Source organism: Candidatus Epulonipiscium viviparus, from assembly GCF_000171335.1.
Classification (GTDB): Bacteria; Bacillota; Clostridia; order Lachnospirales; family Cellulosilyticaceae; genus Epulonipiscioides; species Epulonipiscioides viviparus.
Genome location: NZ_ABEQ01000009.3, coordinates 12,973 through 39,180, shown reverse-complemented (window position 1 = coordinate 39,180; position 26,208 = coordinate 12,973). Strand labels below are relative to the sequence as shown.

Sequence of the window (26,208 nt, the reverse complement as noted above, 5' to 3'; positions counted from 1 at the left end):
TATAAGTGTCCCAAAAAATAACTTATCTTTTATTGGCATTTCTTAAAAAAACAGGTATCTCTGGAGTTCCTTCATATGCTTGACGCGGATGCGAATTTGTTGACGAACGTGTTTCGACCTTTTTGAAACCCGACTGTGTATTCGTAATATTCTTCTTATTTTCAAGTCTTACTGGCACCACTTCTTTGTCCACAAATCCTGTTGCAATAACGGTAACAATAATGTCATCTTTAAGCTCTTCATTAACAGATGTTCCCAAAATTATTTCTGCATCTACATCCGCATCATTTTGAACCAAGCTAGCTCCCGCATTCAACTCTGACATTGCAAGTGTCGAGTCACCTGTGATATTGATCAGTACGCCACCTGCACCTTTAATTGTAGTATCTARAAGAGGACTACTAGTTGCTTGTTTGATTGCCTCATCCACTCTATTTTCACCGCTCGCCTGGCCAATTCCCATATGAGCAATGCCTTTGTCACACATTATAGTTCTCACATCTGCAAAGTCTAAGTTAATAATCCCCGGCTTCGTAATTAAATTAGTTATCCCGCCAACGCCTTGCTGTAATACCGAATCTGCCTTCTTAAACGCATCTTCTATTGTTGTATTCTTTTCTATYACATCTAAAATTCTGTCATTYGGAATTATTACCAGGGTGTCAACTGCCTTAATCAACTCTTCTATTCCGCGTTCCGCAGTTGCCATTCGCTTGCGTCCTTCAAATGTAAACGGCTTCGTTACAACGCCTACAGTTAAAATACCCTCTTGCTTTGCAATTTGCGCAATCACCGGTGCTGCACCAGTTCCAGTGCCCCCACCCATTCCTGCAGTAATAAATAGCATGTCCGTATCTTTTATTGCCTCATAGATTGCCTCGTGGCTTTCTTCGGCAGCTTGATACCCTACCTCCGGATTTGCACCTGCGCCCAACCCGCGAGTAATTTTTTCGCCAATTTGAATTCTGGTATCTGCTTTGGATCTCTCTAGTGCTTGGTGATCAGTATTTACTGTAATAAATTCTACTCCACTAAGCCCTTCTGTAATCATTCGATCAACGGCATTATTTCCTCCGCCACCAACCCCTATAACTTTAATACGCGCTTCTTGACTTGTGCTTACATCATACATTTCCATAATAAGTCACTTTATCCTTTCGTCTATCGTTAATATAGCCTCGCCCGAATCTATATTGCGTAGATCCAAGACTCCCACACTATAATCCCTGTAGATTTCACTCAGCCAATTCATTTTTTTAGCTAGATTATCTACATTACCTAACTCAACTTTTAATTTTTTTATCTTCAATATAATATTTTCCAAATCCACTAAATTTATGCTATCAATATCCGAAAATAACCCATATGCTATAGCCGTTTGTGATATAAAATCTAATGTTAGTAACGCATCATCTCTGTATAAATTTATTTTTTCACCGATAGTAAAATTATTAATTGTTATGCCCTCTATTACAGGCAAGTCAAAATTTGGTTTTGCAGACTCTGCAAGCACAATAGCTTGGTCATCAACTAACACATATCTGCCATTAAATGGAATATATCCTAGAGGAGTCTTTTCAACGATGTCTAAAATTAATAAGTTTGGAAACTTTTTGGTTATCTTTAAGCTTTCAATAAAAGGTAAACTTTTCTTATATTTTTCCCATTTTCGATTGGAAATATTCAATATATGAGCGTTTTTTGAAATCCCCAAAACTATTTCTAGATCTCGTTGCGTATAATATGGCACTTCTCCATAACTTCGTACATTTATTTGAGCAATCTGMGCTTGCCATATCGGCAAAATAAACGTGACTGCCAATACAAAAATTACTCCCAAAATCACCTTTAGCTGTTTTGACATTAGCACTCCTCTCTTTGCTTTCTATTTTTCTATTTTTGAATACTTTGAAATATTCAGCAAAATCCCCAGCGCCGCAAGCAACACCACCAATGCTGTTCCTCCATAACTAATTAATGGCAGCTGCATTCCCGTTGTCGGAAACGTATTTGTATTTACCGCCACATTAATTATCACTTGCACTGCTATTAATCCTACCAACCCCACTGCCAGCAACGATCCAAACAAATCATACGCGTTTATCGCAATCATCAACCCTCGCATAATTAACAATGAGTATATTATCAACACGCATGCTGCACCCACAAACCCCAACTCTTCACAAATTACAGAAAAAATAATGTCGTTGTGTGGCTCTGGCAAAAATCCTTGCTTTTGTATGCTCATTCCCAATCCTCGGCCAAACAATCCTCCTGCTCCTATCGCATATAACGACTGAATGGATTGATACCCATTCCTTAGCGGATCGATCCATGGATCCAGCCACACTCTAAATCTATTAAGTCTATATTGCGGAAAAATTATTCCAATAATCCCGGTTGTTGGTACATCGCTCTSTGTYGTTGCGGCCAAATAGAGCGCAAGCCATACAAACCCTCCTGCACCTGCGGCTCCAATAGCGTAATACCATATCTCTTTCGTTGCCACAAACATCACTAAAACCCCAACCGCGCCTATAACAATGGCAGAACTCAAATTTTCAAACAACACCAACACTGTCGGAATACCCACTATCGCAAACCCTCCAACAGCAACCCAAAAATTGCTCAATTTATTCCTAAAATGCACTATAAAGGCCGAGATCATTATTAGCGTGGCTATCTTAACAATTTCTGATGGTTGAATTGTTATAGGYCCTAACACAATCCATCTTACCGCACCTTTTCTTTCATCTCCTATCCATGGGAGCAAGGCCACTAGCGCATTTGCCGCTATATAAATAAAGGTTGCTATTCTCAGATTAGAAAATATCCTATAATCTACATTAAATCCTATAAACAGCATCACACACACTCCCATTACGGCAAACACTGCTTGCTTCTTCGCTATATTAAACGGGTCATTATACATGAGTATCGCGTGATAGTTGCTTGCACTATATACCATCAAYACTCCAAAAGATACGATTACCAAAATTAATACAACCAACACGATGTCTATGTTTTTATCTTTCATCGACTACACCTCTTGCCATATTTACTTGGGATTATTTTCTCCTCTTAGACTCAGAAATATTCAACATATTTTTAACACAAAAATAGCCCTCTCCGCTACCAGAGAAGGCATATGTTTCTATYTTCCAATCTTCTTAATTTTTGAGTATTTTGAAATGCTTAGCAATAGCCCCAATGATGAGAGCAACACCACCAAGGCTGTTCCTCCATAACTTATCATTGGTAATTGCATTCCTGTGGTTGGRAACGTATTTGTATTTACTGCCACATTAATTAAAACTTGAACTGCCACAAGACCGACCAACCCCGTCGCAACCAATGATCCAAATAGGTCATCCGCATCAACTGCAATCATCAATCCTCGCACCACGAGCAATGCGTAAATAAGAAGCACACAACTCGCTCCCACAAGACCCAGCTCTTCACAAATTACAGAAAAGATAATGTCGTTGTGTGGCTCTGGCAAAAATCCTTGTTTTTGTATACTACTACCTAGGCCTTGTCCAAATAGTCCCCCTGCTCCTATTGCGTAGAGTGATTGAATAGGCTGATACCCAACATTTTTCGGATCGATCCACGGATCCAACCAAACTCTAAACCTGTCCAAACGATATTGAGGAAAAACTACTCCCAAAATCCCTGTAGTTTCTACTGCTCTATCTGTAGTTGCTGCAAGATGTAGCCCTAGCCAACCCATTCCCACAGCTCCAAAAAGTCCCGCAACATAATACCACACATCTTTGGTTGCAACAAACATAATAAATACCCCTGCAGCACCTATTACAATTGCAGAACTCATATTTTCAAACAAAACCAATATTGCGGGAACTCCGATAATTGCAAATCCCCCTATCACAAGTGGCCACTTTTCGAGCTTGTTTCTATAATTAACTATAAAAGCTGATACCATCAATATCGTCGCGATCTTTGCAAATTCTGAAGGCTGAACAGTAATAGGCCCAATCATTATCCATCGGGTTGCCCCTTTACTTTCGTGTCCAATCAACGGCAACAATGCCACCAACGCATTCGATGCTATGTAAATTGCCCCCGCAACTTTCATGTTCGAAAAAATTCTGTAATCTACTTTAGATCCTATAAATAACATCGCACAAATTCCCAGTATGGCGAACATGCCCTGCTTTTTCGCAAGGCTAAATGGATCACCATACATCACCAGCGCATGATAGTTACTTGCACTATAAACCATCAGCACTCCAAACGAAACGATTACCAAAATAAGAATGACCAAAACAATGTCTATTCTCTTATCTTTCATCCTTTGCACCCTCTCTCAAAGATAAAGCCACTTGCTTAAATATTTCACCTCGCACTTCATAACTTGGAAACATATCCCAGCTGGCACAAGCCGGAGATAACAAAACRCATTCTCCTCTCTTGGCTTCGTTATATGCCGCTTTTATTGCCTCCTCAAATGTTTCAAAAGCTTCATAGTTATGAAAACCATGCTTTTTGCAAGTTTCTATTATCTGATTTGTAGTTTCTCCAATAATATATAATTTAGCTACACGCCCCTCAAACAACTCGACCCACTCATCAAATTCTATGTGTTTATCAAGCCCTCCTCCGATCAATCTAATCTTTGACTGCATTGCCAGTAGCCCCGGAACTGCCGCGCCCACATTAGTTGCTTTTGAGTCGTTGTAAAATTTAACGTCTGATACTGTTGTTACATACTCTATGCGATGCGCAACACCCCTAAAGTCTAATAATACGCTTCTAATAATTTCTCTAGGGACACCATATGCTCTTGCCATCAGTATTGCCGCCAACGCATTTTCGTAGTTATGTACTCCCAAAATATGAAGTTCATCTATATTGCAAATCACAAAGTTGTCTCCAAGCGTATTGTCCACTAATGCTCCATTTTCTAGATAAACCCCCTTTTCTACAGATTCTTTCGAACTAAATAAAAGTTCAGTTTTGCCGGTTTTCCCAATAAGTTTTGCAAGCTCCGCATCTTCTTTATTGAGAATAACCTTTACATTTTTACCTCCATTTTCAAAAATTCTATATTTTGCTGCCATATAATTTTCCATCGTACCATGTCTATTTAAATGATCTGGTGTAATATTTAATATCGAACAAATTTGACAACTCAAAGTTTCGATTGTTTCTAATTGAAAGCTGCTCAGCTCTGCTATCACAACGCTATCGGCAGTAATATCCTGAACTTCTTCCGAAAATGCACATCCTATGTTTCCAACCACAAAAGTTTTTGGATTATATGCCTTAAATATTTCACCAACCAGTGTTGTTGTTGTCGTTTTTCCATTAGTTCCTGTAATTCCAAGTATTGGCGCCTTACAAAAAGTAGCTGCAAATTCGAATTCACCCACTATGTTCACATTTTCTTTGCGGTAATGCTCTATGATCGGAATGTCTAGAGGAACCCCGGGGCTCACAATAATTTTTTCTATATCATCAATATAACTATCGCGTTTCCCCAAAAATAATTTAACCCCTTTATTCTCTAAATCTATCAGAGCTTGCTTAGTYTCATCGGCAAAATCTTCGAATCGCTTATCATCATATATAGCAACGTTTTGCCCCGCATTAGCCGCCAGCTTTGCCGCTCCTATACCACTTTTTGCGCATCCAATTACCAGTATTTTCATCAATTAACCCTCCTTTGAAATCGCTACAGATCCCACAAAGCTAATTGCTATTGTCGCTAACACAAATAAAATTAGGCTCATCTTTCAATTTCCCTTTCACAATTTTTATTTATATTTTTCTCTAGCAATTAGATAATAACATACTGTACATATCACTATCGGCGCCACAACAAATACTACTAAACTACCCATGTCAACACCTCCACATTAAATCGCAACAAGGCCTATCAGACACATCACTGCTGTGATTATAGCAAAAACGCTCACTACTTTTGTCTCCTCCCATCCCGATAATTCAAAATGATGGTGAATCGGAGCCATTTTAAATATTCTCTTATGATACATCTTAAAATATCCCACCTGTAATATTACAGATAAGTTTTCTATTACATATATCAATCCTACAATCAAAATAAACAACGGCATCTTGAGTATAAACGAAATCGCTGCAACAAATCCTCCCAATGCCAACGATCCTGTATCTCCCATAAAAACTTTTGCCGGATGCGAATTAAATAACAAAAATCCTAGCAAACTACCTGCCACCGCCGCTGCAAACACGTCTGCGCCACTTCCATAAGCATACGCAACTACAGCAAAAAATGTTGCAATCAAAACCGTAACGCTAGCTGCTAACCCATCAAGCCCATCTGTCAAGTTTACAGCATTCACCACGCCCAACACGCCAAATACTAGCAACGGATAATACGCATATCCAATATCTAACAACAAGCCATTGCTAAATGGAATCAATATAGCGGTGTCCATTCCTATATAAAATCTTAATAAATACGCAAAGCCAATAGTTACAAACAGCTGCGCTAACAATTTTTGTGCCGCAGTCAATCCTAGCGAACGCTTCTTAACTACCTTAATATAATCATCCAAAAATCCTATCATTCCAAAACCAAACGTAATAAATAGCACACTCTGTAACTCTCTATTGCCACGCAAAAATAACAAGCTCGTAATAAAAATACTAGTCARAATTATAATGCCACCCATCGTTGGTGTTCCAGATTTCTTTAGATGGGTTTGCGGCCCATCATCACGTACATTTTGCCCAAATTTTAGCCTATGCAAAATAGGTATCATTATCGGGCTTACTATTATATTTAGCAGAAACGCTATAACTGCTGCATATATCATATCTCTCTCCATAATTTATTTATCCTTTCTCATCGCTTTTACGACTTCTTCTAAATGCATCCCTCTCGATGCCTTAACCAATACTATGTCACCAGCGTTAATATACTGGCTCCATTCTTTTATAAACAATTCCTTATTTTTAAAATGCTTACTGGTCACATTTTTATTATTTGGTGAATTTATAATCGCATCAGTAATGTACGCAGCTGCGTCGCCTATGGTAAATACGCAATTTATCCTCGATGATGCTATATATTCTCCCAAATTTCGATGAATTGATTCGCTATATTTTCCTAACTCAAAGATATCTCCCAAAATTGCTATTTTCCTATTTTTGGTAAGATAATTTCCCAAAACCTTCATTGCTGCTACCATAGAATCATAATTTGCGTTATAGGTATCATCAATCACTGTGAAATTACCTACATTAGTAATATTCATTCTCATTTTTTCAGATTTATAATTTGCAATTCCTTTAATAATTTTATCCCTAGGAATTTCAAGTTTCTCCGCAATAATGATCGCAATCAAAGCGTTTAATGCCATATGCACTCCCGGAGATGGAATTTTAATTTTAAACACAGAGTTTGGAGTATATACGACAGCTTCTGTAAATACGCCATATGTTACAACGTTAGAGACGCAGTAATCCAGCCTTGGATCAAACCCAAATGTTATCCAATTATCTTGCTTCTTTCCCATTAGCAAAGGTTCGTCACCATTTATAATTACGGTTCCTTCTGGTTTTAACCCTTCTAATATCTCCAGCTTGGCCTTTAAAATTCCTTCTCTCGACTCTAGATGTTCTATATGCGCCGTTCCGATATTCGTAATTACCGCAAAGTCTGGCTTAACAACGCTAGTCAACCTGCTCAACTCTCCAAAATGATTCATTCCCATTTCTATCACACTGACTTGGTCATCTTCAGATAAAGCAAACATAGTTTTTGGAACGCCAATTTCATTATTATAATTGCCAACAGTTTTATGCACTTTAAGCGTCGTTTCCAAAACTGCTGCCACCATTTCCTTTGTCGTAGTCTTTCCCACGCTTCCCGTAATTGCAATAATAGGGCGGTCTACCTTTGAGCTATAATAACGCGCGACATCTAACAACGCCTTTTGGGTATCTTCTACTGCAATCGTAATTAAATCTTGATGCACCGAATCATTCTTTTTGGAAGTTAAAGTCGCTAGTGCACCCATCGCTTTCACATCATCTATATAATCGTGCCCATCAAATTTTTCTCCAATTAGCGGCACAAACAACCCCTTATTTACCTTTTGACGCGAATCTGTAAAGATTTCTTCAATTACTGTATTGCCAGAATCTTCACTATTTAAACAAATACCTCCTGTTTCCTGAACTAGTTCTTGTATGGATATTTGCATAACATCACCCCTTTGCTAAAAATTCTAAAACCACTTCACTATCATCAAAGTGAATAATTCCATCTTTTAAATGCTGATAGGTCTCGTGTCCCTTCCCTGCAATCAAAATAACATCGTCTTTTTTAGCAAATGATAAAGCTTTAATTATTGCAGTTTTTCTGTCTGATTCAATTTCATATGGTGTAATATGCTTTTTTGCTCCCACTTCTATTTGCCTAATAATCTCATCTGGTTCTTCACTTCTCGGATTATCGGATGTAATATAAACTTTGGTAGAATATTTAGATGCAATTTCCCCCATTATCGGACGTTTCTTATTGTCTCTGTCTCCACCGCACCCAAACACTGTTACTATATCTCCTTTAGCAAACTGCTTTATCGCAGTCAATACATTTTCTAAACCATCTGGTGTATGAGCATAGTCAACCAAAACACTATACCCCTTAGTTGATTGAAAACTTTGAACTCGACCCGGTACTCCTTTTACATTTTTTAATGCTTYTGCTATAAAATCTAATGGCACTCCCAGTTTATAAGCACAAATTATCGCGCACATAGTATTATATACTGTAAACTCTCCTGGTATTGGTACCACGATTTGTAAATCTTTACCATTATATTCTAGCACATATTGCGTTTCATGTGCATGTATCACTATATCTTTTGCAAAAAATGTTGCAGGATTCTTAATTCCATATGTGATCGTCTCTGCTTTACATGAATCTAGCATCACTTTGCTATACGGGCTGTCAACGTTGATAATACTAATTTTACACATCGAAAAAAGCTTTGCCTTTGCCGCCGCATAATTATCCATTGTTTCATGAAAATCTAAGTGATCTTGCGTTAAATTTGTAAATACTCCGATATCAAAATCGCAACCATCCACTCTATTCAAAACTAATGCATGTGAAGAGACCTCCATTATCGCGACATCTACATCTTCTGTGTTCATCTTGCGAAATAATTTTTGCAAATCAATTGATTCGGGCGTGGTTCTTGCGGTTTCCATAACCTGCTTACCAATTCTATTTTCAATGGTTCCGATTACCCCAATTTTTTTACGATACGCTTCCAATATTTCTGCAAGTAAAAATGTAGTGCTGGTCTTTCCGTTAGTTCCGGTAACGCCCACCAAGGCAAGCTCTTTGGATGGATGCCCATAGAAGTTTCCTGCAATAGCTGCCATTACGGCTCTCGTATCTTTTACTCTAACAACAGCAATATTGGCTGCAACAAAAACTGCGTCAGACACTACGATCACTCGCGCACCGTTCTCAATAGCATTTGACACATACTTATGCCCATCACTCATATACCCTTTTATCGCAATAAATAATCCGCATCTCGTTTTTATTCTAGAATCGTAAATTATCTCGCTAATATCTCTATTAATATCTCCCTGTTGCAATTCATACTCCACGTTTTCTAGTATTTTTTTAAGCTCCATAACAAACCTCTCTCTACTTTGATTTAACGATGAACGACATTATTATACCACATTATTCCTATTAGGTATATAAAATAATTTTGCTAGTCTTGTTGATGATTTCGCCCTCTGCGGGAAACTGATCTATAACCGTATCTCCCTCGCCAATAATTTCTAGAGTTACGCTATCTCTATATGCCTTAGATTTTGCTTCCTGAATTTTCAGCTCCACAAACTTTGGCACGGTATAAGTCTGAGTTTCTAATAATGTCAACTCTTTTTTAGTGTACTTTGGCTCTATTCCCAAATACGGCAAAGCGTTTGCTAATACTTCTTTCATAACTGGCCCCGCAATCGTTCCTCCATAGTATACTCCTTTAGGCTCATCAATTAGAACAATCGCAATCACTTTGGGGTCATCCGCAGGTGCAAAAGCCAAAAACGATGCTATATATTTTCCGGAACCGCGAGGCAGCTTTTGCGATGTTGCAGTTTTCCCGCCAATTTTGTATCCCGGAATATAGCTCTTGTTACCGGTTCCATCTGCAACAACGCTCTCCAAAATAGTTTTCATCTGTTCGCTTACTTCTGGGCTCACAATCTGATTATTAGTTGTATAATCAAATTCTCTGATAATTTGTCCTGCTTCATTTAAAAGGTATTTTCCAAAGTGAGGAATAATTTGCTTTCCACCATTTATAGTTGCCGATGCCGCGCTTAACAATTGAATCGGAGTAATTTGAAATGATTGTCCAAACGAAATTGTTGCTAACTCCACAGGTCCAATTTTTTCTTCCTTATGCATAACCCCTCGCGCTTCTCCAGGAAGATCAATGCCTGTTTTTCTCATTAAGCCCATATCTGCCATATACTGGTAAAAATCTAAGGCTCCAATGGCATCTCCCACCATCATAAATACCGGATTACAAGAGTTTTGTACACCCTGAGTAAACGTTTGATATCCATGCGGATTTGAACTTCTCCAACATTTAATCTTAACTCCCTCAACCATATGATATCCATTACATACAAACGGAGTAGTTGGGGTTACAACGCCTTCTGAAAGTCCAATTGCAGAAGTCACTATTTTAAATGTTGAGCCTGGCTCATATGTATCATTTATCGCAAAGTTGCGCCACATTTCATTCAATTCAGTTTGTTTTTGACCCGCGTCTAAAGTAGACCACATTGCCGCGACCTCTGGATCTTGCACTGTAAATGGGTCGTTTAAATTAAAACTTGGACTATTTGCCATTGCATATATCGCTCCATCGTTTGGATTCATCAATACAATAGTTCCACCCTTTGCTTGCTTTTCTGCCACAACGCTATCAATCGCTTGTTGCGCATATTGCTGAAGCGTAACATCAATTGTGGTTACCAAATCATGACCGTTGATAGGATCTATTCTAATTTCTGCCTCGCTTACTTCGCGTTCACCCTTGCCATTAGTCTGCATTAAAATTTTTCCCGGAGCGCCTTTCAAATATTCATCATACTTAACCTCCAGCCCCACAATTCCTTGATTATCTTTTCCTACAAATCCGAGTGCGTGCGCTGCCAAATTTTCGTATGGATAGTATCTTTGCGAATCTCCATCCACCTTTACTCCCGGTAGGTTTAGCAATCTAATCGAATCTGCAAGCTCCTTATCTACCTTAGTTGCTATTCGTTCAAAGGCAACATGCTTTGTAACCTTCTTATAGACTTCTTCATAATCCTTACCGAGTTTCTCAGCCAGCACCGATGCCACATACTCGGGRTCTTCCACCTGAGCCCTTACAACACCAATCGTAAATACCGACGCGCTTGTTGCCAATAAATTTCCGTTTACATCCAATATATCGCCCCTAGTTGGAGTAATATTTCTGTCACGCGTATGCTGATCAAACGCACGCTCTTGCAAAGTTGCGCCTTCRACCACTTGCACATGATATAACCTAGTAATCATAAATATAAATAGACCCACAAAAATTGAGAGCAATATCAACATTCTCTTTTTAATCTTAACAGGTGTTTTATCCATCGTAATTATCCTTTCTTATATTTATTTATTCAACTGCTGCCAAGACTCTCGCAGCAGTTAAATATTAGTTGCCTGTTTTCACAATAATTTTAGAATTCCTATCTATTATTGTTCCTTCAGGCGGTATCTGATTCAAAATTTTTGTATCTTCTTTCCCATGTATTTCCAAATACAACGCGTTTCCTAGCATTCTCTCCGCATCTTCAGGATACAAACCAACTACATTYGGCACATTTACAAGATTTTGTGTCTTCTTCGTTTTCAAATACAACGTTACATTTGCGCTTATCGGAAGCAAAATTCCTGGCGCCGGATATTGCTCTTCAACAATGTTTCCTCCACCYTTTGTACTGATATCTAATTCCAAAGCGTTTATTGTTTCTATTGCAGTATAAATATCCATYCCTTTAATATTTGGCACTTCAGCCAAGCGCGCCTGGGTACGTTTTGTATCTGTTCCGAAAATTTCGAACGACGGCAAAATTTCTTTCATTATAGTACTAAATGCCAATGCGGAGCCACCAATTTCTTCGTACTCTGCCTCATCAATCAATACCATCGCAACAATCTCTGGCTTCTCTATTGGTGTATACCCCACAAACGACAATATTTCTGTCTCCCCATCACGCGGATAGCCTTTCTCTGCCGTTCCCGTCTTTCCACCAATTCTATATCCGGGCACCGCAGCAAATCCGCCAGTCCCCGCAGTAATAACGGTCTCCATATCTGCAGTTAGTAGCTTCGACGTTTCTGTAGAAATTACTTGTCGCTTTACTCTCGGAGTTTTTGTATATATAATACTTCCTGCAGAATCTATAATATGCGATACCACATACGGTTCCACAAGATATCCGCCATTGATCACACTTACAAATCCCGTTAACAATTGCATCGGAGTTAGCTCAAAGGTTTGTCCCATCGATGACGTTGCCTTTTGCAATGGTCCAAAATTTTCTAAGCTATGAATGATTCCTGTTCTCTCTCCGGCAAGGTCTATTCCCGTCTTTTCTAAAAGCCCATACTCCAGCATGTACTTGTGAAATACATCGTTGGGCACCAAGTTTGCGATCTCAATTACTCCCGGATTACAAGAATTTGCCAACACCTGCTCGACAGTCTGAATTCCATGTCCCGGTGCGTACCAACACTTAATGGTTGTCCCTGCCACATTTATCGACCCCGTACAATTTGCTCTAAATTTCTCTGGGATCAAATATCCTGTATCTATAGCTGCAGCTACCATTAACGGCTTAAACGTAGAACCAGGTTCATAAATATGCTGAATATTATAATTTCGCCACGCTGTCTGCAAAGCAACAGACTTTTGCTCACCTGTCATCTCGTCCCATTTTAGACCCAACTGCGCTTGTAAATTACCATACGTATTTGGATCAAACGATGGATACGAATACATTGCGTATATCTCACCCGTATTTGGATTCATAACTATTGCCGACGCTCCAACAGGATCCGACCTTTTTACAAAATYGTTCATCACCCTTTGTACCGTTTGCTGTATTGCTTCATCTACTGTCAACACCAAACTTGAGCCATTCACCGCGGGAACCGTCTTGCTCGTTAGCAATTCGCCATTTGTCATATTAGTAAAAATGCGTCCTTCTTCACCTTTCAAATACGAATTATAAAACTGCTCTAATCCATATTGACCATTTTCTCCATTATAAAAGCCAATCATTGCCGATGCGAAATCATGCTTTGGATAAATTCTCATTGCAGATTGCACATAGCTAACAGCACTCAAACCCAAGTTCACTAGCTTGTCCTTGTCATCAATCGAAATATTTTTCATAAATAATCTATACCGAGTAGTCGGATTTAAATTTATTACCCCTTCGACTTCTGCTATCGATTTTCCCGAAAATGCAGCAAGCTCCGCTATTGTATATGCTCTGGCTTCTTCTGAAACACTTTCTATCAATGTTTTAGGGTCCAAAATTACATCATATGCGATTTGACTGATAGCCAATGTTTTGTGATTTTTATCCAATATACTTCCTCGCAGCGGCTCTAGTATTATGTCTCTAGTGCCCAGCCTCTCCAAAACTGCTAACTCATATTTTTCATTATCATTAAACCAAATGAACAGCATCTTCACTAGCAATAAACTCAACACACTCATATATCCTAGCAACAATATTAATACTCGATTTCTCACCCTCACCCATCGTTTTTTGGGAGTCTCCGGCCTTTCTGAAATCGACATCAGCTTGTTTTTATTTTGCATACGTCACAAAACTTTCTTCCTTTATGTCTATGTAGACTATTTGATGCGCCATAGGTTTGTGCATAGAAAGTTCGTTGATAGCCTTGTCCTCAATTATGTCCAAGTTATATGATTTCGCCAACTCTGATGTCAATTCATTCAGCTTACTTTGTTGTTGTTGCCAAGCTACATTGATAGCTCTCAAATCGTGTTGTTCCTGTATGAGCGTCGCATTCAAATCGATGTAGGCAAAAGAGCTTAAAAACACAGCCGCTCCACATACTATACTTACAACAATATTAGAATTAATCCGCCTCTTGCGTTTTGGTTGCTTCGCCGGAGATAACTGTACTCTCTGGTAATTTTTCAAGTTATACCTCTCCATGTTGCCCTCCATTTACCAAATCTTACATGTTACTTTGCCAAATCTTACATGTTGCTGATGCAGTTACGACCTTGGCTGCTGGTGCAGTTGCAGTCGCAGCTTCCGTTGCATCGGTATTCTCAGCATCTGCTGCTAGTACTCCTCATTTTATCACAGATGCATCCACTTTTGCAATACTTTTTATTACAGCATTTCTCAAATTTTCTGTTACAACATACATAATTCAAATTTTTTCTACAATTCTCAACTTGGCACTTTTAGATCGCGAATTGTTCTCCAACTCTTGCTCTGATGGCAAAATGGGTTTCTTCGTTATTACCTTCACCTGACTCTTTTTATTACACACGCATATCGGAAAATTCGACGGGCATGTGCAAGGATTTTCTAATTCCCTAAACGTATGCTTTACTATTCTATCTTCCAATGAATGAAACGTGATGATGGCCAGCCTGCCTCCCACATTAAGATGCGCAACAATCTCTTTAATCGCTGGTGCAATGATGTCGATCTCTTTATTTACTTCTATTCTTATTGCTTGAAATGTTCGCTTTGCCGGATGCCCTCCTTCTAGTCTTGCAGCCTTTGGAATGGCCTTCTTAATTATTTCGACCAATTCGTATGTTGTATCGATACTTGAGCTTGCCCTCGCTTCGACAATAAATTTTGCTATCCGCCTTGCCCACTTTTCTTCGCCAAAATTTTTTATTACTACAGCCAATTCGTCTTCTGTATATGAGTTTACCACATCAAATGCACTAAATTTTGCATCCTGATTCATTCTCATATCCAATTTCGCATCTCTCATATACGAAAATCCTCGCTCTGCTTCATCCAACTGATACGACGAAACTCCCAAATCTAGCAGCATTCCATCTATTTTGTCGATCTCCAGCTCCTCTAAAACTGCATCTACGTTTGCAAAATTRTTCTTGATAACCAAAACTCTATTTGCAGCTTCTGCCAACCTCGCTTCTGCTGTTGCAATTGCTATAGCATCTTGATCAATCCCAACAAGCGTACCCTCAGAATTCAAATGCCTACAAATTTCTGTCGCATGCCCCGCGCCGCCCAATGTTCCATCTACATAAATTCCGTTCGTCTTGATATTAAGCCCTTCAATGCATTCATTTAAAAGTACTGATATATGATTAAATTCCATTTTATGATCCCTTTTCATTTGTCCTCAAAAATTTATCGAGGTTATATTTCTTATCTTTTTAATATTTTACATATTTTAACTATTTAATCAAGGGGCTTTAGCCAAAGATTACCAAAATACCCCCATAATCTATCGACAAAAGATAAAATTATCCATAAAAAATTTTCAGTTTACATATTATAATAAAAAAAAGGTTATACTTTGAGTATAATTGAATATATGTGGTTGCTAGAAATAGTCATTTTTAGTGTAAAATATTCAATGCATCAACCAATTTCAAAAACCATAAAAAAATTAAAAATATTCAAAAATTTTTAAAGAATACAGCTAACATATTTGTTAGAATAAAGTTATGTTATAACACATTTATTTAATATAATCATTATGGAGGCGAAAATATGTCAATTATATTAGAAGAAATTTCGGAAGCATTAAAAAAAGGCAAGGCTAAAACTGTAAAAGAGAAAGTTCAACAAGCCATCGATGAGGGAATTCCTCCAAAAACTATTCTCGATGATGCCATGCTTAAATCAATGGGCGAAATCGGTGTAAAATTTAAAGCAAACGAAATCTTTGTTCCTGAAGTTTTAGTTGCAGCTAGAGCATTAAACGCTGGCCTAGCTATTCTTGAACCTCTTCTTGCGGCACAAGGTATTGAGCCAATAGGAACCGCGGTTATAGGAACAGTTCGCGGCGATCTACATGATATCGGCAAAAACCTAGTTGCGATGATGCTTCGCGGAGCAGGCCTAGAAGTTATAGACGCTGGTGTTGATGTATCCACCGACAAATTCCTCGAGCTTGCTGAACAAAATAACGCACAAATCATTTGCATGTCATCGCTTCTTACTACTACTATGGAAGCAACTGGTGAAATAATTAAAGAAATGGAAGATCGCGGTGTTCGTAACAAATATAAGATTATGATTGGTGGCGCTCCTGTTACTGCAGAATTTGCGAAAAAAGTCAATGCTGACTATTATACTCCAGACGCAGCAACTGCCGCAGAAGTAGCAAAAGAAATCGTGAGCAGTCACTAAACTTAATAGGAGGTAATTATTTTGAAACAAATTTTATTTGATGTTTTAGAGCATAAAAAAACTGACAGATTACCTTGGGTTCCTTTTGCAGGGGTTCATGCCGGCAAGCTTTTGGGATATGATGCCGAAACAGTTCTCAAAGACAAAGACAAATTGCTTGCTTCTTTATTAGAAGTAAATAAGCTCTATAAACCAGATGGTCAGCCAGTAGTTTTCGACCTTCAATTGGAAGCTGAAATTCTTGGTTGCGAATTGGTCTGGACCAAAGACGGTCCTCCTTCTGTAAAAACTCACCCACTTGAAGGATCAGAAAACATCATCCCTTGCACATGCAGCGTTCCTGGACCAGAAGATGGTAGACTTCCAATGGTTCTCGATGTTATGAAATCACTCAAAGAGCAGGTTGGCGATACTACAGCTTTATATGGCCTGATTTGTGGTCCGTTTACTCTCGCATCGCATCTTCGTGGCAATGATATTTTTATGGATCTGTACGATGACGAAGACTATGTAAAAAAATTATTAGAGTTTTGTCTATTAGTTGCTAAAGCCATGACAAAAATGTATGTTGATGCTGGCATGGACGTCATTGCTGTTGTTGACCCTCTTGTATCTCAAATTTCAGCAGAACACTTCCAGGAGTTTTTGCACGATCCATTTAGCAAATTATTTGCTTATATCCGAGAACTTGGCGTATATAGCTCATTCTTTGTTTGCGGTAATGCGACCCGAAATATAGCTGTGATGTGCGAAACCAAGCCAGATTCTATTTCTGTAGATGAAAATGTCAACCTTGTTGCAGCCAAAAAGATCACAGACTCCTACAATATAGCTATTGGTGGAAATATTCCTCTAACATCTGTTATGCTTCACGGTACTCAACAAGATAACATGAAATATGTCATCGATCTTGTCGACAAAATAGAAAACAAGACCAATTTAATCATCGCTCCAGGCTGTGATATGCCATATGACGTACCTATAGAAAACAGCATTGGTATCGCTCAAGCAATTTCACAAATGGACGAAATGCGAGAAGCATTAAAAGATTATGTTGCAGTTCAAGAAGATATCCACGTCGATCTACCAGACTATGGAGCGCTCACAAAACCACTCATAGAAGTCTTTACGCTAGATTCTCTAACCTGTGCAGCTTGTACCTATATGATGGCGGCAGTTAACAATGCTAAAGCTTCATTTGGCGACGCAATAGATGTTGTAGAATATAAATTCACTCAAAAAGAAAATATTGCACGCTGCGTAAAAATGGGTGTTACAAACCTTCCTTGTATCTATATCAATGGCCAGCTTAAGTTTTCTTCTATAATTCCAAGCAAAGAAGAGCTTGATCAAGCAATTAATACTGCGATGTAATATATTTTTTTAATTAACCACCAGGATGCTTCACAGTTTCCTTGCGTGGCTTTTTTTATTTTATAGGAGGATGCTATGGATTTATATTTAATGACTGGATTTTTGGGAGCGGGCAAAACTACAACTATTAAAGAATTGTTAACTATTTTTAAGGACAAAAAAGTCGCATTAATTATTAATGAATTTGGCAAAACTGGAGTGGATGGACAAATCCTAACCGACGTTACTGCAAACGTATTTGAAGTTGCCGGCGGATCTATTTTTTGTACATGCAAGATCAGTCACTTCGAAACCGTGTTAGCTGATATTGTAGCGCAAGAGCCAGACATCATTTTGGTCGAAACTTCTGGACTCTCAGATCCCAGCTCCGCATACCAAATTTTGGCACAAGATAAATTTGCCCACATAACGTATAAAGGCTGCATCTGCCTTGTGGATGCTCTCTACTTCAAAAAAGTTATTCACACTGCTCGTGTCTCCAAAAAGCAAGTGCGAATTTCCGATTTAATTGTAATAAACAAAATCGACCTCGCAACCACCGAACAACTCGCCCAGGTTAAGCAACTCATATATGAACTCAACCCTTTTGCTGTAATCGAGCAAACATCATACGGCAAAATTGATTCCACGTGGCTTACCAATCTATGCCTTAGCAAAAAACCATTTAACGAAGCTAACATCAGAGACATTACGCTCATTAGCTACGAACTTACAATTAGTGAATCGTGTACAAAAGAAGAGTTAACTAAATTGCTTGAAAGTTTTATAGAAGATACCTATCGTGTCAAAGGATTTTTGAAATTGTGTGGCAAAAATTTCTTGATTAATTGTGTTGGCGACAGTATAATTATTGATGCATATCACGGAAAAGTCTACGAAAACAAAATAATTGTTCTGTCTGGTGGCGGTTTACCTATCGCAACAAGTTTAAAACGAACGGAGGAGATGTATTGCAACACTTTATTAAAAATATCCAAATAAACAAAGACACCATCCATTTTTTTCATAATTACAAAATCAACATTGACAAAGATAGAGTTTTCAAGTCTTTGGATTGCTTTACAGATAGTCCTGTCTATGACATTATGGATGAAATTTATTATGAACTTATTGCTGGTATTGACGATTTGCTCGACGTTACTGCCTCATTCTATATAGAAGATACCAAATCGACTTCCGAAATATGGGAAATCCAAGATTGCAGTCAAACTATTTACACAACARCCACTATCGGATCACGCATCAGTGAAAAAATTGCCGAGCTGTTTGCTAAGTATGATCAGATCGAAGGCGTGATATTAGATGCCATTGCAACAGAAATTGTTATGGAGATCGGTAACCAACTACATTTTTTAATCTACAATTACATTACCGAAAATGGTTTTGGCGCTGTTATGCTATCTCCAGGTGAATATGGCGCTTCTAGTGCATATCAAAATACTATCAAAAATAAAATGGGTAGCCAAAATAATGTTGATGTTACAGAATCATTTTTGTTAGAACCTATCAAATCGAGTTCTAGAATATACGGCTTAAAGCCAGGCATTCCTGCAGCTCGCGAGCTTCACAATTGCAAAAGCTGCAATGACAATTTATGTAAATGGAGGAGAACTGCTTATGTTAGTACAAGTTAATTTAGACCATGGCACTCTATTAGATGCTTTACGCAAAACTACAATTTATACCAACGCACCCTGCAACGGCCGGGGTGTTTGCGGCAAATGTAAAATCAAAATTACAGAAAATGTCCCCCCCGCCACTGCGATCGAGACAAAATTTTTTTCTGCCGATGAAATWGCMTCGGGCATACGTCTTGCTTGTGCCGTTACAGCTCCTGGAACTTATATAGTCGAATTAGAAGATGCCATCGAAAAAGATAGCTTTAGTATTTTATCCTCCTACGAGGTATTTGAAGAAGTTGCCGAGCTTTGCTACGCAGAAGGCTTTGGTGTCGGAATAGACATAGGCACCACCACAATCGCTATCGAACTTTTTGATTTAGCAACAGGAGAATTACTTAGAACCCACACTTTTCTCAATACACAAAGGACCTACGGTTCCGATGTTATTTCTAGAATCGACTATGCCAATAAAGGTGGAATGGACGATCTTAACGCAAAGATYATTTCTAGTTTAAAAGAAGGGCTTGCCACAATTTTAGGAAACGCRGTTCTCTCAAAAGCCATCATCGCAGGAAATACTACAATGCTTCACTTACTTACCAAAGCAGATTGTAGTGGTCTTGGAATTTACCCTTTTACGGCAAATTTTCTGGATATGAAAGTCGGAGATTTATCACAATTATTAGCGCTATCTGGCGAATATACTCTTTTGGCTGGAATATCTACGTATGTCGGAGCAGATATCTTATCGGGAATTTTGCACACCAATATGCATAAAAACGACGCCATTTGCATACTTATTGATATTGGAACAAATGGTGAAATGGCTATCGGCAACAAACATAACATACTAACTTTAGCCACAGCAGCTGGGCCAGCTTTTGAAGGCGGAAATATCAGTTGCGGTGTCGGAAGCATCGCCGGAGCAATATGTCAGGTAGCTTCAGATGGCCACATTAAAACAATTGGTGACGCCAAAGCTGTTGGAATATGTGGCAGTGGTTTAATTGACGCTATTGCGGTCGCATTAGCAAACGAAACATTAGATGAGACTGGCTCTATCGAAACAGAGGTTATTCATATAGCCGAAGATATATACTTAACTCAAAAAGATATTCGCGAATTTCAGCTTGCAAAATCTGCCATACGAGCTGGCATAGAAGTATTATTAGTTAAATATGGCGTAGCAGCAAGTGAGATTGACCATGTATATCTTGCAGGTGGTTTTGGCAAATTTATTAACCTCGACAATGCAATAAGCATAGGGTTGTTGCCAAATGATTTTGCTGATAAAATTCAAAAAGTAGGAAATACTTCATTAGGAGGAGTTAGAAAATTTCTTTTATATAAAGATATTAAAGATGAGGTTCAGCAAATTAAATCTATTGCAAAAGATTTAAACCTAGCTCATGATCCACTTTTTAATGAATTATTTATGGAACATATGCTTTTTGAATAACCGAACACACCATTTCCACTCCATAAATTGATTTTTTTATATTATAATTTGGGGAGGCGTTTAATGGCTACATTAGATATTATTTCAAAAGGATTAAAAAAATTAGAACAAACTGATAATAACAAATTTTGGGGATTATTACAACCATTATTAATCGCAAATGAAGAGATTTTGGCATCATTTAAGGCTGTAAATGATGGAATTATTTTTACTAATAAACGAATTATTGGAGTGGATGTTTCAGGAATTGCTGGGCAAAAAGAAAAAGCTACTACTATACCATACAAAAAAATAGATATGTTTTTTATCGAAACTGCTGGCATGGGTGACCTCGATACAGAATTAGAAATTTGGGTAGCCGGTGAATTAATTCATTTAAATTTTAGTAAAAAAGTTGATATTCACCAGATTGGTCAATTACTCTCAACATATATATTATAATTCGAAAGGTGGTATAACAATATGAATATTGTAAATGGAAAATTAAAAGAAGCCTCTAACTCTGAATACGCATCCCATCTTGAAGGCTTGCTTGCTGATGGCGAGGGTGTTCTTGCTACTTATAAAGCCATAAACGACGGTATAGTATTTACTAACAAACGCATTATTGCTATAGACTTTAAAGGAATTACCGGAAAACAAGTGCGCTATAATTCTATTCATTACAAAAAAATAGATATGTTTTTTATTGAGACTGCTGGTGTAGGCGATAGAGATACAGAATTAGAAATTTGGGTAGCCGGYGAATCAATTCACCTAAATTTTGGTAAAAAGGTTGACATTAAAAATCTTGGGCTGCTACTTTCTAATTATGTATTTTAATCCAAAAAATAACATAAAATAGATATAACTATAGGTACACACCTATACTTTATAATTCGAAAGGTGGCACAGTAATATGAATATTATAAACGGAAAATTAAATAAGGCATCAGACTCTGAGTATTCTTCTATMCTAGAAGGCTTGCTCGCTGATGGCGAAGGAATTCTTGCAACATATAAAGCAATAAATGATGGAATTGTATTTACTAACAGACGCATTATYGGAATAGACTTTAAGGGTGTCACWGGAAAGCAAGTGCGCTATACTTCTCTTCCATATAAACAAATCTTATTTTATTATATTGAAACTGCAGGARTTGCGGATTCTGACTGCGAGCTCGAACTTTGGCTTTCACTAGAAGAATCTATCAAATTAAATTTTGCTGCRGGAATTGATATATTCGAAGTTGGAAAGATTATCGCATCTTATATCAAATAATACTACAAATCTGGCAATTACCCTACTTTAGGTGGTTGCCTATTTTTTTGAAATATGATATTGTATTGCTTTACAAAAGGAGATGAATAAATGAATGCTAGAAAAAATCAAATTTTAGAAATACTTCAGACTAACACAAAACCTGTTAGCGCCAGCGCTATAGCCACTATGCTAGGCGTAAGCAGGCAAATTATAGTTGGCGACATTGCTTTACTTAGAGCATCAGGTCATGAAATCCACGCGATGGCTCGAGGCTATGTACTCGCAAACAAATCTTTATATGTCATCACTTGTAAACACGATTTAAATGATCTACAAAAAGAGTTATATACCATCATAGACTGCGGTTGCGGTATCCTCGATGTTATTATATATCATGAAATTTATGGCAAAATTGTAGGAAAACTAAATATTTATAGCAAAAAGGATGCTGATCAATTTCTTGCTCAAATGGAAAATAATGGGCTTTCTCCTTTATCTGAAATTACAAATGGTATCCATTCTCACACATTATCTTGCCCAACGCTTCATCATTTTGAAGATGTAAAAGCCGAGCTCAAAGATATTTTAATAGAAATGCCATATGATTTTACCTACAATAAGCAACTACTATAAAATAGTAATTCTAATATAAAACTGTTTGTTATATTTAATTTTTAATACCAAATCCAGTATTTTTTACTGGACAAAAAGCATATAAATTATTGAGATAATACAAAATAGCAATATCGCATTTATCTTTAGCAAAGGAGTTTGATATGGCAAAAATTATTAAAGATGTAACAATAATTGAAAATACTTTAATCGCAACAGATGTTTACAGAATGGTTTTAGATGATCTCCAAATCGCTCAAACAGCAGATGTAGGTAGGTTTATCAATTTATACCCTAAAAATGCTAGTACGTTATTACCTCGCCCAATCAGCATTAGTGAAATATCCGATACCACCATTACTATTGTATACCACGTTGTAGGATGTGGAACGGCTGAATTTTCTAAACTCAAAGCAGGTGATGCAATTCGAATCAGCTCTGCCTTAGGTCATGGCTACACTATCGCTGATGCGAAGACGCATATCTTAATTGGTGGCGGAATCGGTGTCCCTCCTCTTGTTGAACTTGCAAAAAGAATTACTAGCAACAAAATTGCTATTTTAGGCTATCAAGATGAACCAATCTTAGTAGATAAGTTTCAAGAAGCTGGTGCCACTGTTTATGTTGCTACCGAAACTGGAAGCGTAGGTTTTAAGGGAAATGTTATCGATTTGATAACCTCTGAAGGGATTTTGGGAGATTATTATTATGCTTGTGGTCCCAAACCTATGTTAAAAGCTGTTAAAATGCATTGCAAAGATATTAACAAACCAGTTCAACTCTCTCTTGAAGAAAGAATGGGTTGCGGATATGGTGCTTGTGTTGGCTGTGTATCAAAAATTAATAACGAACTTCTCAAAATTTGTGTTGACGGCCCTGTATTTTTAGGAAATGAGGTGAATTTTTAAATGTTGGATTTAAGTGTAGCCCTATGTGGTATTAATTTCAAAAACCCTCTTACAACTGCCTCCGGAACATTTTCTACTCAAGCATCTTCCGAATTTTATAATCCCAGCGAGCTTGGCGCAGTAATCACCAAAGGTGTTTCTAGTGAACCTTGGGACGGCAATCCTACTCCTAGAATAGCTGAAACATATGGTGGAATGCTCAACTCAATAGGTCTACAAAATCCTGGAGTCGATGAATTTATATCTTCTGAACTTCCGTTATTGTCAAAATTTAACACTAATGTTATTGTAAATGTTGCGGGACGAACTATAGAAGATTACTGTAAAGTAGTCGAAAAATTAAACGAAACTACTGTCGACATGTTAGAAATTAATATCTCTTGCCCTAATGTCAAATGTGGAGGAATCGGCTTTGGAACTGATGCCAAATTAGCCGCCTCCGTTACAAAAGCTGTTAGACATATTTCCACCAAGCCTCTTATCATTAAACTTACTCCCAATGTAACCGACATTACAGAAATTGCGAAAGCTGTAGAGGCCGAAGGAGCAGACTGTATCTCATTAATAAATACGCTCCTTGGAATGAAAATCGATGTACACAAATTTAGTCCTATTTTAAAAAACAAAGTTGGAGGTTTATCTGGTCCTGCTATCAAGCCTATTGCAGTTAGAATGGTATACCAAGTGCGACGTGCAGTTGCCCTTCCTATCATTGGGCTTGGCGGCATTGCAACCGGAGAAGATGTTGCAGAATTTTTATTAGCCGGTGCGGATCTCGTGAGCATCGGCACTGCCTGTCTTCATAATCCATTAATTTTCTTAGATATAAAACGAACTTTTACTGAATATATGGAAAAGCACAATTTCCATACCATTGCAGATCTAAAAGCTGCCTTTCGAGAAATATAATCCAAATTAATTATGCGCTATATTTTGTATATCGTTCTAACTTTGATCTTAAGTCAATACACTATACAAAACAATATTATATGTAATATACGTTTAATTTATCAAAGGAGATGGTTTTATGGCTTTAATAAAACGATATCGTCGAGAAATAGCGCTTCTGGCAAAAGATTCCAAACTTGATTTCACAATAAACATTAGTCATTCTTTAACTCCAATTCTTCAAAAACCACTTGCTATTTCAAATCTTACATTTAAAACTACAGATAATACTGACGCACCAAGTTTATTAGATGCGTCTATAAAAAATTAATAATGAACATCAATCAAATGAAAAATAATATTTGAATTGCTCCATCCAAGATCATAGGGTACCGCTAGTCTATCGGTGTTGTGACAAGTAACTAATGGATATCCTTTCGAATCTAAAGAAGTGACCGTCGACACATGTGTGATTCGGTCATTTTTTTCGTATGCCACAATATCTCCAGGTCTCAATTTGAATGCTGCCTTATATATAGTTTCATACGATCCTTGCGCTATTCTATTACCTCTTCCAGAGTTTATTAAATACAACGAGAGCTCTTGTGCATTCACCCAAGTTTTGGTCCCTTCATCAGTGTAATTCCACTTTTCATTTTTCTTAAATGCTCCGCTCTCATACATAATTTGAGACGCAAAATTAGCGCAATCACCTCCCAGTGAGTTACAATCCATATATTGCTTATTATACTTAAACATATTTTCGTCAGCACCTATTCCGCAATATGTTTGCGCATACTCAATAGCCTTTTGTAGTGTTTCGTTTGGTATAAAATCGGGTAACTCTTGTGCCATTAAAAATTGTGTATGTTCATCTGGTTCTGCAAGCTCCATTTCTAACGAATCTGAAAATGGGTCTGTATACCATTCTTTGACAATCTTATATTGATCTTCTTCTTCTTTTAGATGAATATAATGCGATGTGCCAAGGCTAAATATGTTCAATTTTTCGGGTTCGTCATTATAAAAATATGTGTATGTTGTACAAATATTACAAGTCATTCCGTAAAGAGAATCTAATCTATCTCGTACTTTTCTCAATTTGAGGTTAGATACAATATCAGTAAAAGTTACCCCTTGCTTTTGAGCCCAAGTTTTCAAATATTTTGCTTTAATTACTTCACGTTCAAATGCGTAGCGACTCACTTTAACATCCAGGTTATATAAATTTTCTAGCCCTTCATAATTTTCTGTTAACACATATTCATTTCTATTTGTTATTATTTCTGATAAAATTTTTGTAAACTTTACTTTTAACTCCTCTTCTTTAATTCGCGCAATCTCTTCTGTTATATTTTCGGTTAGTTCATTTTCTTTTTCATTTAGTTGACTCAAGATTTGCTCTTCTATTGTGTCCAAATCCAATTCTAAAGCATCGGTTAGTCCTGTGCTTATACATGAGTAACACAACATGATTGGCAATAGTATACTTTTTTTCACTATATTTTCTCCTTATCAATTATAATTTATTTTAGTTTCTCCAAAAACATTTTTTTTATCAATAGTATTCATTTTACATAGACAAACTTATTTATACATGCTATAATGTCTCTTATATACATA

General features: G+C 37.4%; 25 protein-coding genes. 12 read left to right on the top strand and 13 right to left on the bottom strand.

The features are described 5' to 3' along the window. Nucleotides 1-22: 22 nt before the first annotated feature. The 12 genes from ftsZ to rsmH all read right to left on the bottom strand — a co-directional run bounded on the left by ftsZ (nucleotide 23) and on the right by rsmH (nucleotide 15,439). Entirely contained in the window at nucleotides 23-1,138 is a 1,116-nt protein-coding gene (gene ftsZ / locus EPU_RS02410; protein ID WP_029487856.1) for a cell division protein FtsZ, read from the bottom strand. Between the two features lie 6 nt (nucleotides 1,139-1,144). Further along, the gene (locus tag EPU_RS02405; RefSeq protein ID WP_010166419.1) at nucleotides 1,145-1,864 is read right to left on the bottom strand and encodes a cell division protein FtsQ/DivIB; all 720 of its coding nucleotides are present in this window, start codon (nucleotides 1,862-1,864) and stop codon (nucleotides 1,145-1,147) included. Nucleotides 1,865-1,885: 21 nt separating this feature from the next. After that, complete coding sequence (locus EPU_RS02400; RefSeq protein WP_029487855.1) at nucleotides 1,886-3,037, bottom strand: FtsW/RodA/SpoVE family cell cycle protein; 1,152 nt, start codon at nucleotides 3,035-3,037, stop codon at nucleotides 1,886-1,888. A 117-nt stretch (nucleotides 3,038-3,154) separates the two neighbouring features. Continuing rightward, entirely contained in the window at nucleotides 3,155-4,315 is a 1,161-nt protein-coding gene (locus EPU_RS02395) for an FtsW/RodA/SpoVE family cell cycle protein (protein ID WP_044149323.1), read from the bottom strand. Then, on the bottom strand, nucleotides 4,305-5,675 hold the full coding sequence (gene murD, locus EPU_RS02390) for a UDP-N-acetylmuramoyl-L-alanine--D-glutamate ligase (protein WP_029487853.1): 1,371 nt from the start codon (nucleotides 5,673-5,675) through the stop codon (nucleotides 4,305-4,307). Before murD ends, EPU_RS02395 begins: the two co-directional genes overlap by 11 nt. Nucleotides 5,676-5,882: 207 nt before the next feature. Beyond that, complete coding sequence (gene mraY / locus EPU_RS02385) at nucleotides 5,883-6,836, bottom strand: phospho-N-acetylmuramoyl-pentapeptide-transferase (RefSeq protein ID WP_029487852.1); 954 nt, start codon at nucleotides 6,834-6,836, stop codon at nucleotides 5,883-5,885. Between the two features lie 3 nt (nucleotides 6,837-6,839). Continuing rightward, a complete protein-coding gene (locus tag EPU_RS02380; protein ID WP_010166410.1) occupies nucleotides 6,840-8,216 on the bottom strand; it encodes a UDP-N-acetylmuramoyl-tripeptide--D-alanyl-D-alanine ligase in 1,377 nt (458 codons plus the stop codon). A 4-nt stretch (nucleotides 8,217-8,220) separates the two neighbouring features. Further along, nucleotides 8,221-9,666 carry a UDP-N-acetylmuramoyl-L-alanyl-D-glutamate--2,6-diaminopimelate ligase gene (locus EPU_RS02375; RefSeq protein WP_010166408.1) on the bottom strand — a complete coding sequence of 482 codons (1,446 nt, stop codon included), beginning with the start codon at nucleotides 9,664-9,666 and terminating at the stop codon, nucleotides 8,221-8,223. A 61-nt stretch (nucleotides 9,667-9,727) separates the two neighbouring features. Next, on the bottom strand, nucleotides 9,728-11,671 hold the full coding sequence (locus EPU_RS02370; RefSeq protein ID WP_029487850.1) for a penicillin-binding transpeptidase domain-containing protein: 1,944 nt from the start codon (nucleotides 11,669-11,671) through the stop codon (nucleotides 9,728-9,730). A gap of 64 nt (nucleotides 11,672-11,735) precedes the next feature. After that, a complete protein-coding gene (locus tag EPU_RS02365) occupies nucleotides 11,736-13,916 on the bottom strand; it encodes a penicillin-binding transpeptidase domain-containing protein (RefSeq protein ID WP_029487849.1) in 2,181 nt (726 codons plus the stop codon). Beyond that, nucleotides 13,906-14,265 carry a hypothetical protein gene (locus tag EPU_RS02360; protein WP_156778387.1) on the bottom strand — a complete coding sequence of 120 codons (360 nt, stop codon included), beginning with the start codon at nucleotides 14,263-14,265 and terminating at the stop codon, nucleotides 13,906-13,908. The genes EPU_RS02365 and EPU_RS02360 overlap by 11 nt, the downstream gene beginning before the upstream one ends. 238 nt (nucleotides 14,266-14,503) lie before the next feature. After that, the gene (rsmH, locus tag EPU_RS02355) at nucleotides 14,504-15,439 is read right to left on the bottom strand and encodes a 16S rRNA (cytosine(1402)-N(4))-methyltransferase RsmH (protein WP_029487848.1); all 936 of its coding nucleotides are present in this window, start codon (nucleotides 15,437-15,439) and stop codon (nucleotides 14,504-14,506) included. A 398-nt stretch (nucleotides 15,440-15,837) separates the two neighbouring features. Between rsmH and EPU_RS02350 the strand changes: the two genes are divergently transcribed. The 12 genes from EPU_RS02350 (at nucleotide 15,838) to EPU_RS02295 (ending at nucleotide 24,916) form a co-directional block, all read left to right on the top strand. After that, nucleotides 15,838-16,479, top strand: coding sequence for a cobalamin B12-binding domain-containing protein (locus EPU_RS02350; RefSeq protein ID WP_010166399.1), 642 nt, complete (start codon nucleotides 15,838-15,840; stop codon nucleotides 16,477-16,479). Between the two features lie 21 nt (nucleotides 16,480-16,500). Beyond that, entirely contained in the window at nucleotides 16,501-17,853 is a 1,353-nt protein-coding gene (locus EPU_RS02345; RefSeq protein WP_010166397.1) for a uroporphyrinogen decarboxylase family protein, read from the top strand. Between the two features lie 75 nt (nucleotides 17,854-17,928). Then, entirely contained in the window at nucleotides 17,929-18,834 is a 906-nt protein-coding gene (locus EPU_RS02340; RefSeq protein ID WP_010166395.1) for a CobW family GTP-binding protein, read from the top strand. Continuing rightward, nucleotides 18,804-19,487 (top strand): hypothetical protein, encoded by a 684-nt coding sequence (locus EPU_RS02335; RefSeq protein ID WP_010166393.1) that lies wholly within the window; start codon nucleotides 18,804-18,806, stop codon nucleotides 19,485-19,487. The genes EPU_RS02340 and EPU_RS02335 overlap by 31 nt, the downstream gene beginning before the upstream one ends. Beyond that, nucleotides 19,471-20,934: an ASKHA domain-containing protein gene (locus EPU_RS11295; protein ID WP_044149320.1), complete on the top strand. Its 1,464-nt coding sequence runs from the start codon at nucleotides 19,471-19,473 to the stop codon at nucleotides 20,932-20,934. Before EPU_RS02335 ends, EPU_RS11295 begins: the two co-directional genes overlap by 17 nt. Nucleotides 20,935-20,997: 63 nt before the next feature. After that, nucleotides 20,998-21,375 carry a PH domain-containing protein gene (locus tag EPU_RS02325; protein ID WP_010166389.1) on the top strand — a complete coding sequence of 126 codons (378 nt, stop codon included), beginning with the start codon at nucleotides 20,998-21,000 and terminating at the stop codon, nucleotides 21,373-21,375. Nucleotides 21,376-21,396: 21 nt separating this feature from the next. Next, on the top strand, nucleotides 21,397-21,756 hold the full coding sequence (locus EPU_RS02320) for a PH domain-containing protein (protein WP_010166387.1): 360 nt from the start codon (nucleotides 21,397-21,399) through the stop codon (nucleotides 21,754-21,756). Nucleotides 21,757-21,832: 76 nt separating this feature from the next. Further along, nucleotides 21,833-22,195: a PH domain-containing protein gene (locus EPU_RS02315; RefSeq protein ID WP_029487846.1), complete on the top strand. Its 363-nt coding sequence runs from the start codon at nucleotides 21,833-21,835 to the stop codon at nucleotides 22,193-22,195. Between the two features lie 90 nt (nucleotides 22,196-22,285). Further along, nucleotides 22,286-22,810: a transcription repressor NadR gene (locus EPU_RS02310; RefSeq protein ID WP_010166384.1), complete on the top strand. Its 525-nt coding sequence runs from the start codon at nucleotides 22,286-22,288 to the stop codon at nucleotides 22,808-22,810. A gap of 143 nt (nucleotides 22,811-22,953) precedes the next feature. Beyond that, nucleotides 22,954-23,697: a dihydroorotate dehydrogenase electron transfer subunit gene (locus EPU_RS02305; protein WP_010166383.1), complete on the top strand. Its 744-nt coding sequence runs from the start codon at nucleotides 22,954-22,956 to the stop codon at nucleotides 23,695-23,697. A gap of 3 nt (nucleotides 23,698-23,700) precedes the next feature. Beyond that, on the top strand, nucleotides 23,701-24,606 hold the full coding sequence (locus EPU_RS02300; protein WP_029487845.1) for a dihydroorotate dehydrogenase: 906 nt from the start codon (nucleotides 23,701-23,703) through the stop codon (nucleotides 24,604-24,606). A gap of 118 nt (nucleotides 24,607-24,724) precedes the next feature. After that, nucleotides 24,725-24,916: a hypothetical protein gene (locus EPU_RS02295; RefSeq protein ID WP_010166380.1), complete on the top strand. Its 192-nt coding sequence runs from the start codon at nucleotides 24,725-24,727 to the stop codon at nucleotides 24,914-24,916. Here EPU_RS02295 and EPU_RS02290 read toward each other — a convergent pair. Further along, nucleotides 24,913-26,085 carry an amidase domain-containing protein gene (locus EPU_RS02290; RefSeq protein WP_010166378.1) on the bottom strand — a complete coding sequence of 391 codons (1,173 nt, stop codon included), beginning with the start codon at nucleotides 26,083-26,085 and terminating at the stop codon, nucleotides 24,913-24,915. The two genes, EPU_RS02295 and EPU_RS02290, sit on opposite strands and share 4 nt — an antisense overlap. Nucleotides 26,086-26,208: the final 123 nt, after the last annotated feature.

Bases quoted from the DNA above. Each gene is read 5' to 3' on its own strand.
- EPU_RS02295 (WP_010166380.1), top strand. From the start codon at position 24,725: ATGGCTTTAATAAAACGATATCGTCGAGAAATAGCGCTTCTGGCAAAA.
- EPU_RS02305 (WP_010166383.1), top strand. From the start codon at position 22,954: ATGGCAAAAATTATTAAAGATGTAACAATAATTGAAAATACTTTAATC.
- EPU_RS02310 (WP_010166384.1), top strand. From the start codon at position 22,286: ATGAATGCTAGAAAAAATCAAATTTTAGAAATACTTCAGACTAACACA.
- EPU_RS02380 (WP_010166410.1), bottom strand. From the start codon at position 8,216: ATGCAAATATCCATACAAGAACTAGTTCAGGAAACAGGAGGTATTTGT.
- EPU_RS02325 (WP_010166389.1), top strand. From the start codon at position 20,998: ATGGCTACATTAGATATTATTTCAAAAGGATTAAAAAAATTAGAACAA.
- EPU_RS02350 (WP_010166399.1), top strand. From the start codon at position 15,838: ATGTCAATTATATTAGAAGAAATTTCGGAAGCATTAAAAAAAGGCAAG.
- EPU_RS02340 (WP_010166395.1), top strand. From the start codon at position 17,929: ATGGATTTATATTTAATGACTGGATTTTTGGGAGCGGGCAAAACTACA.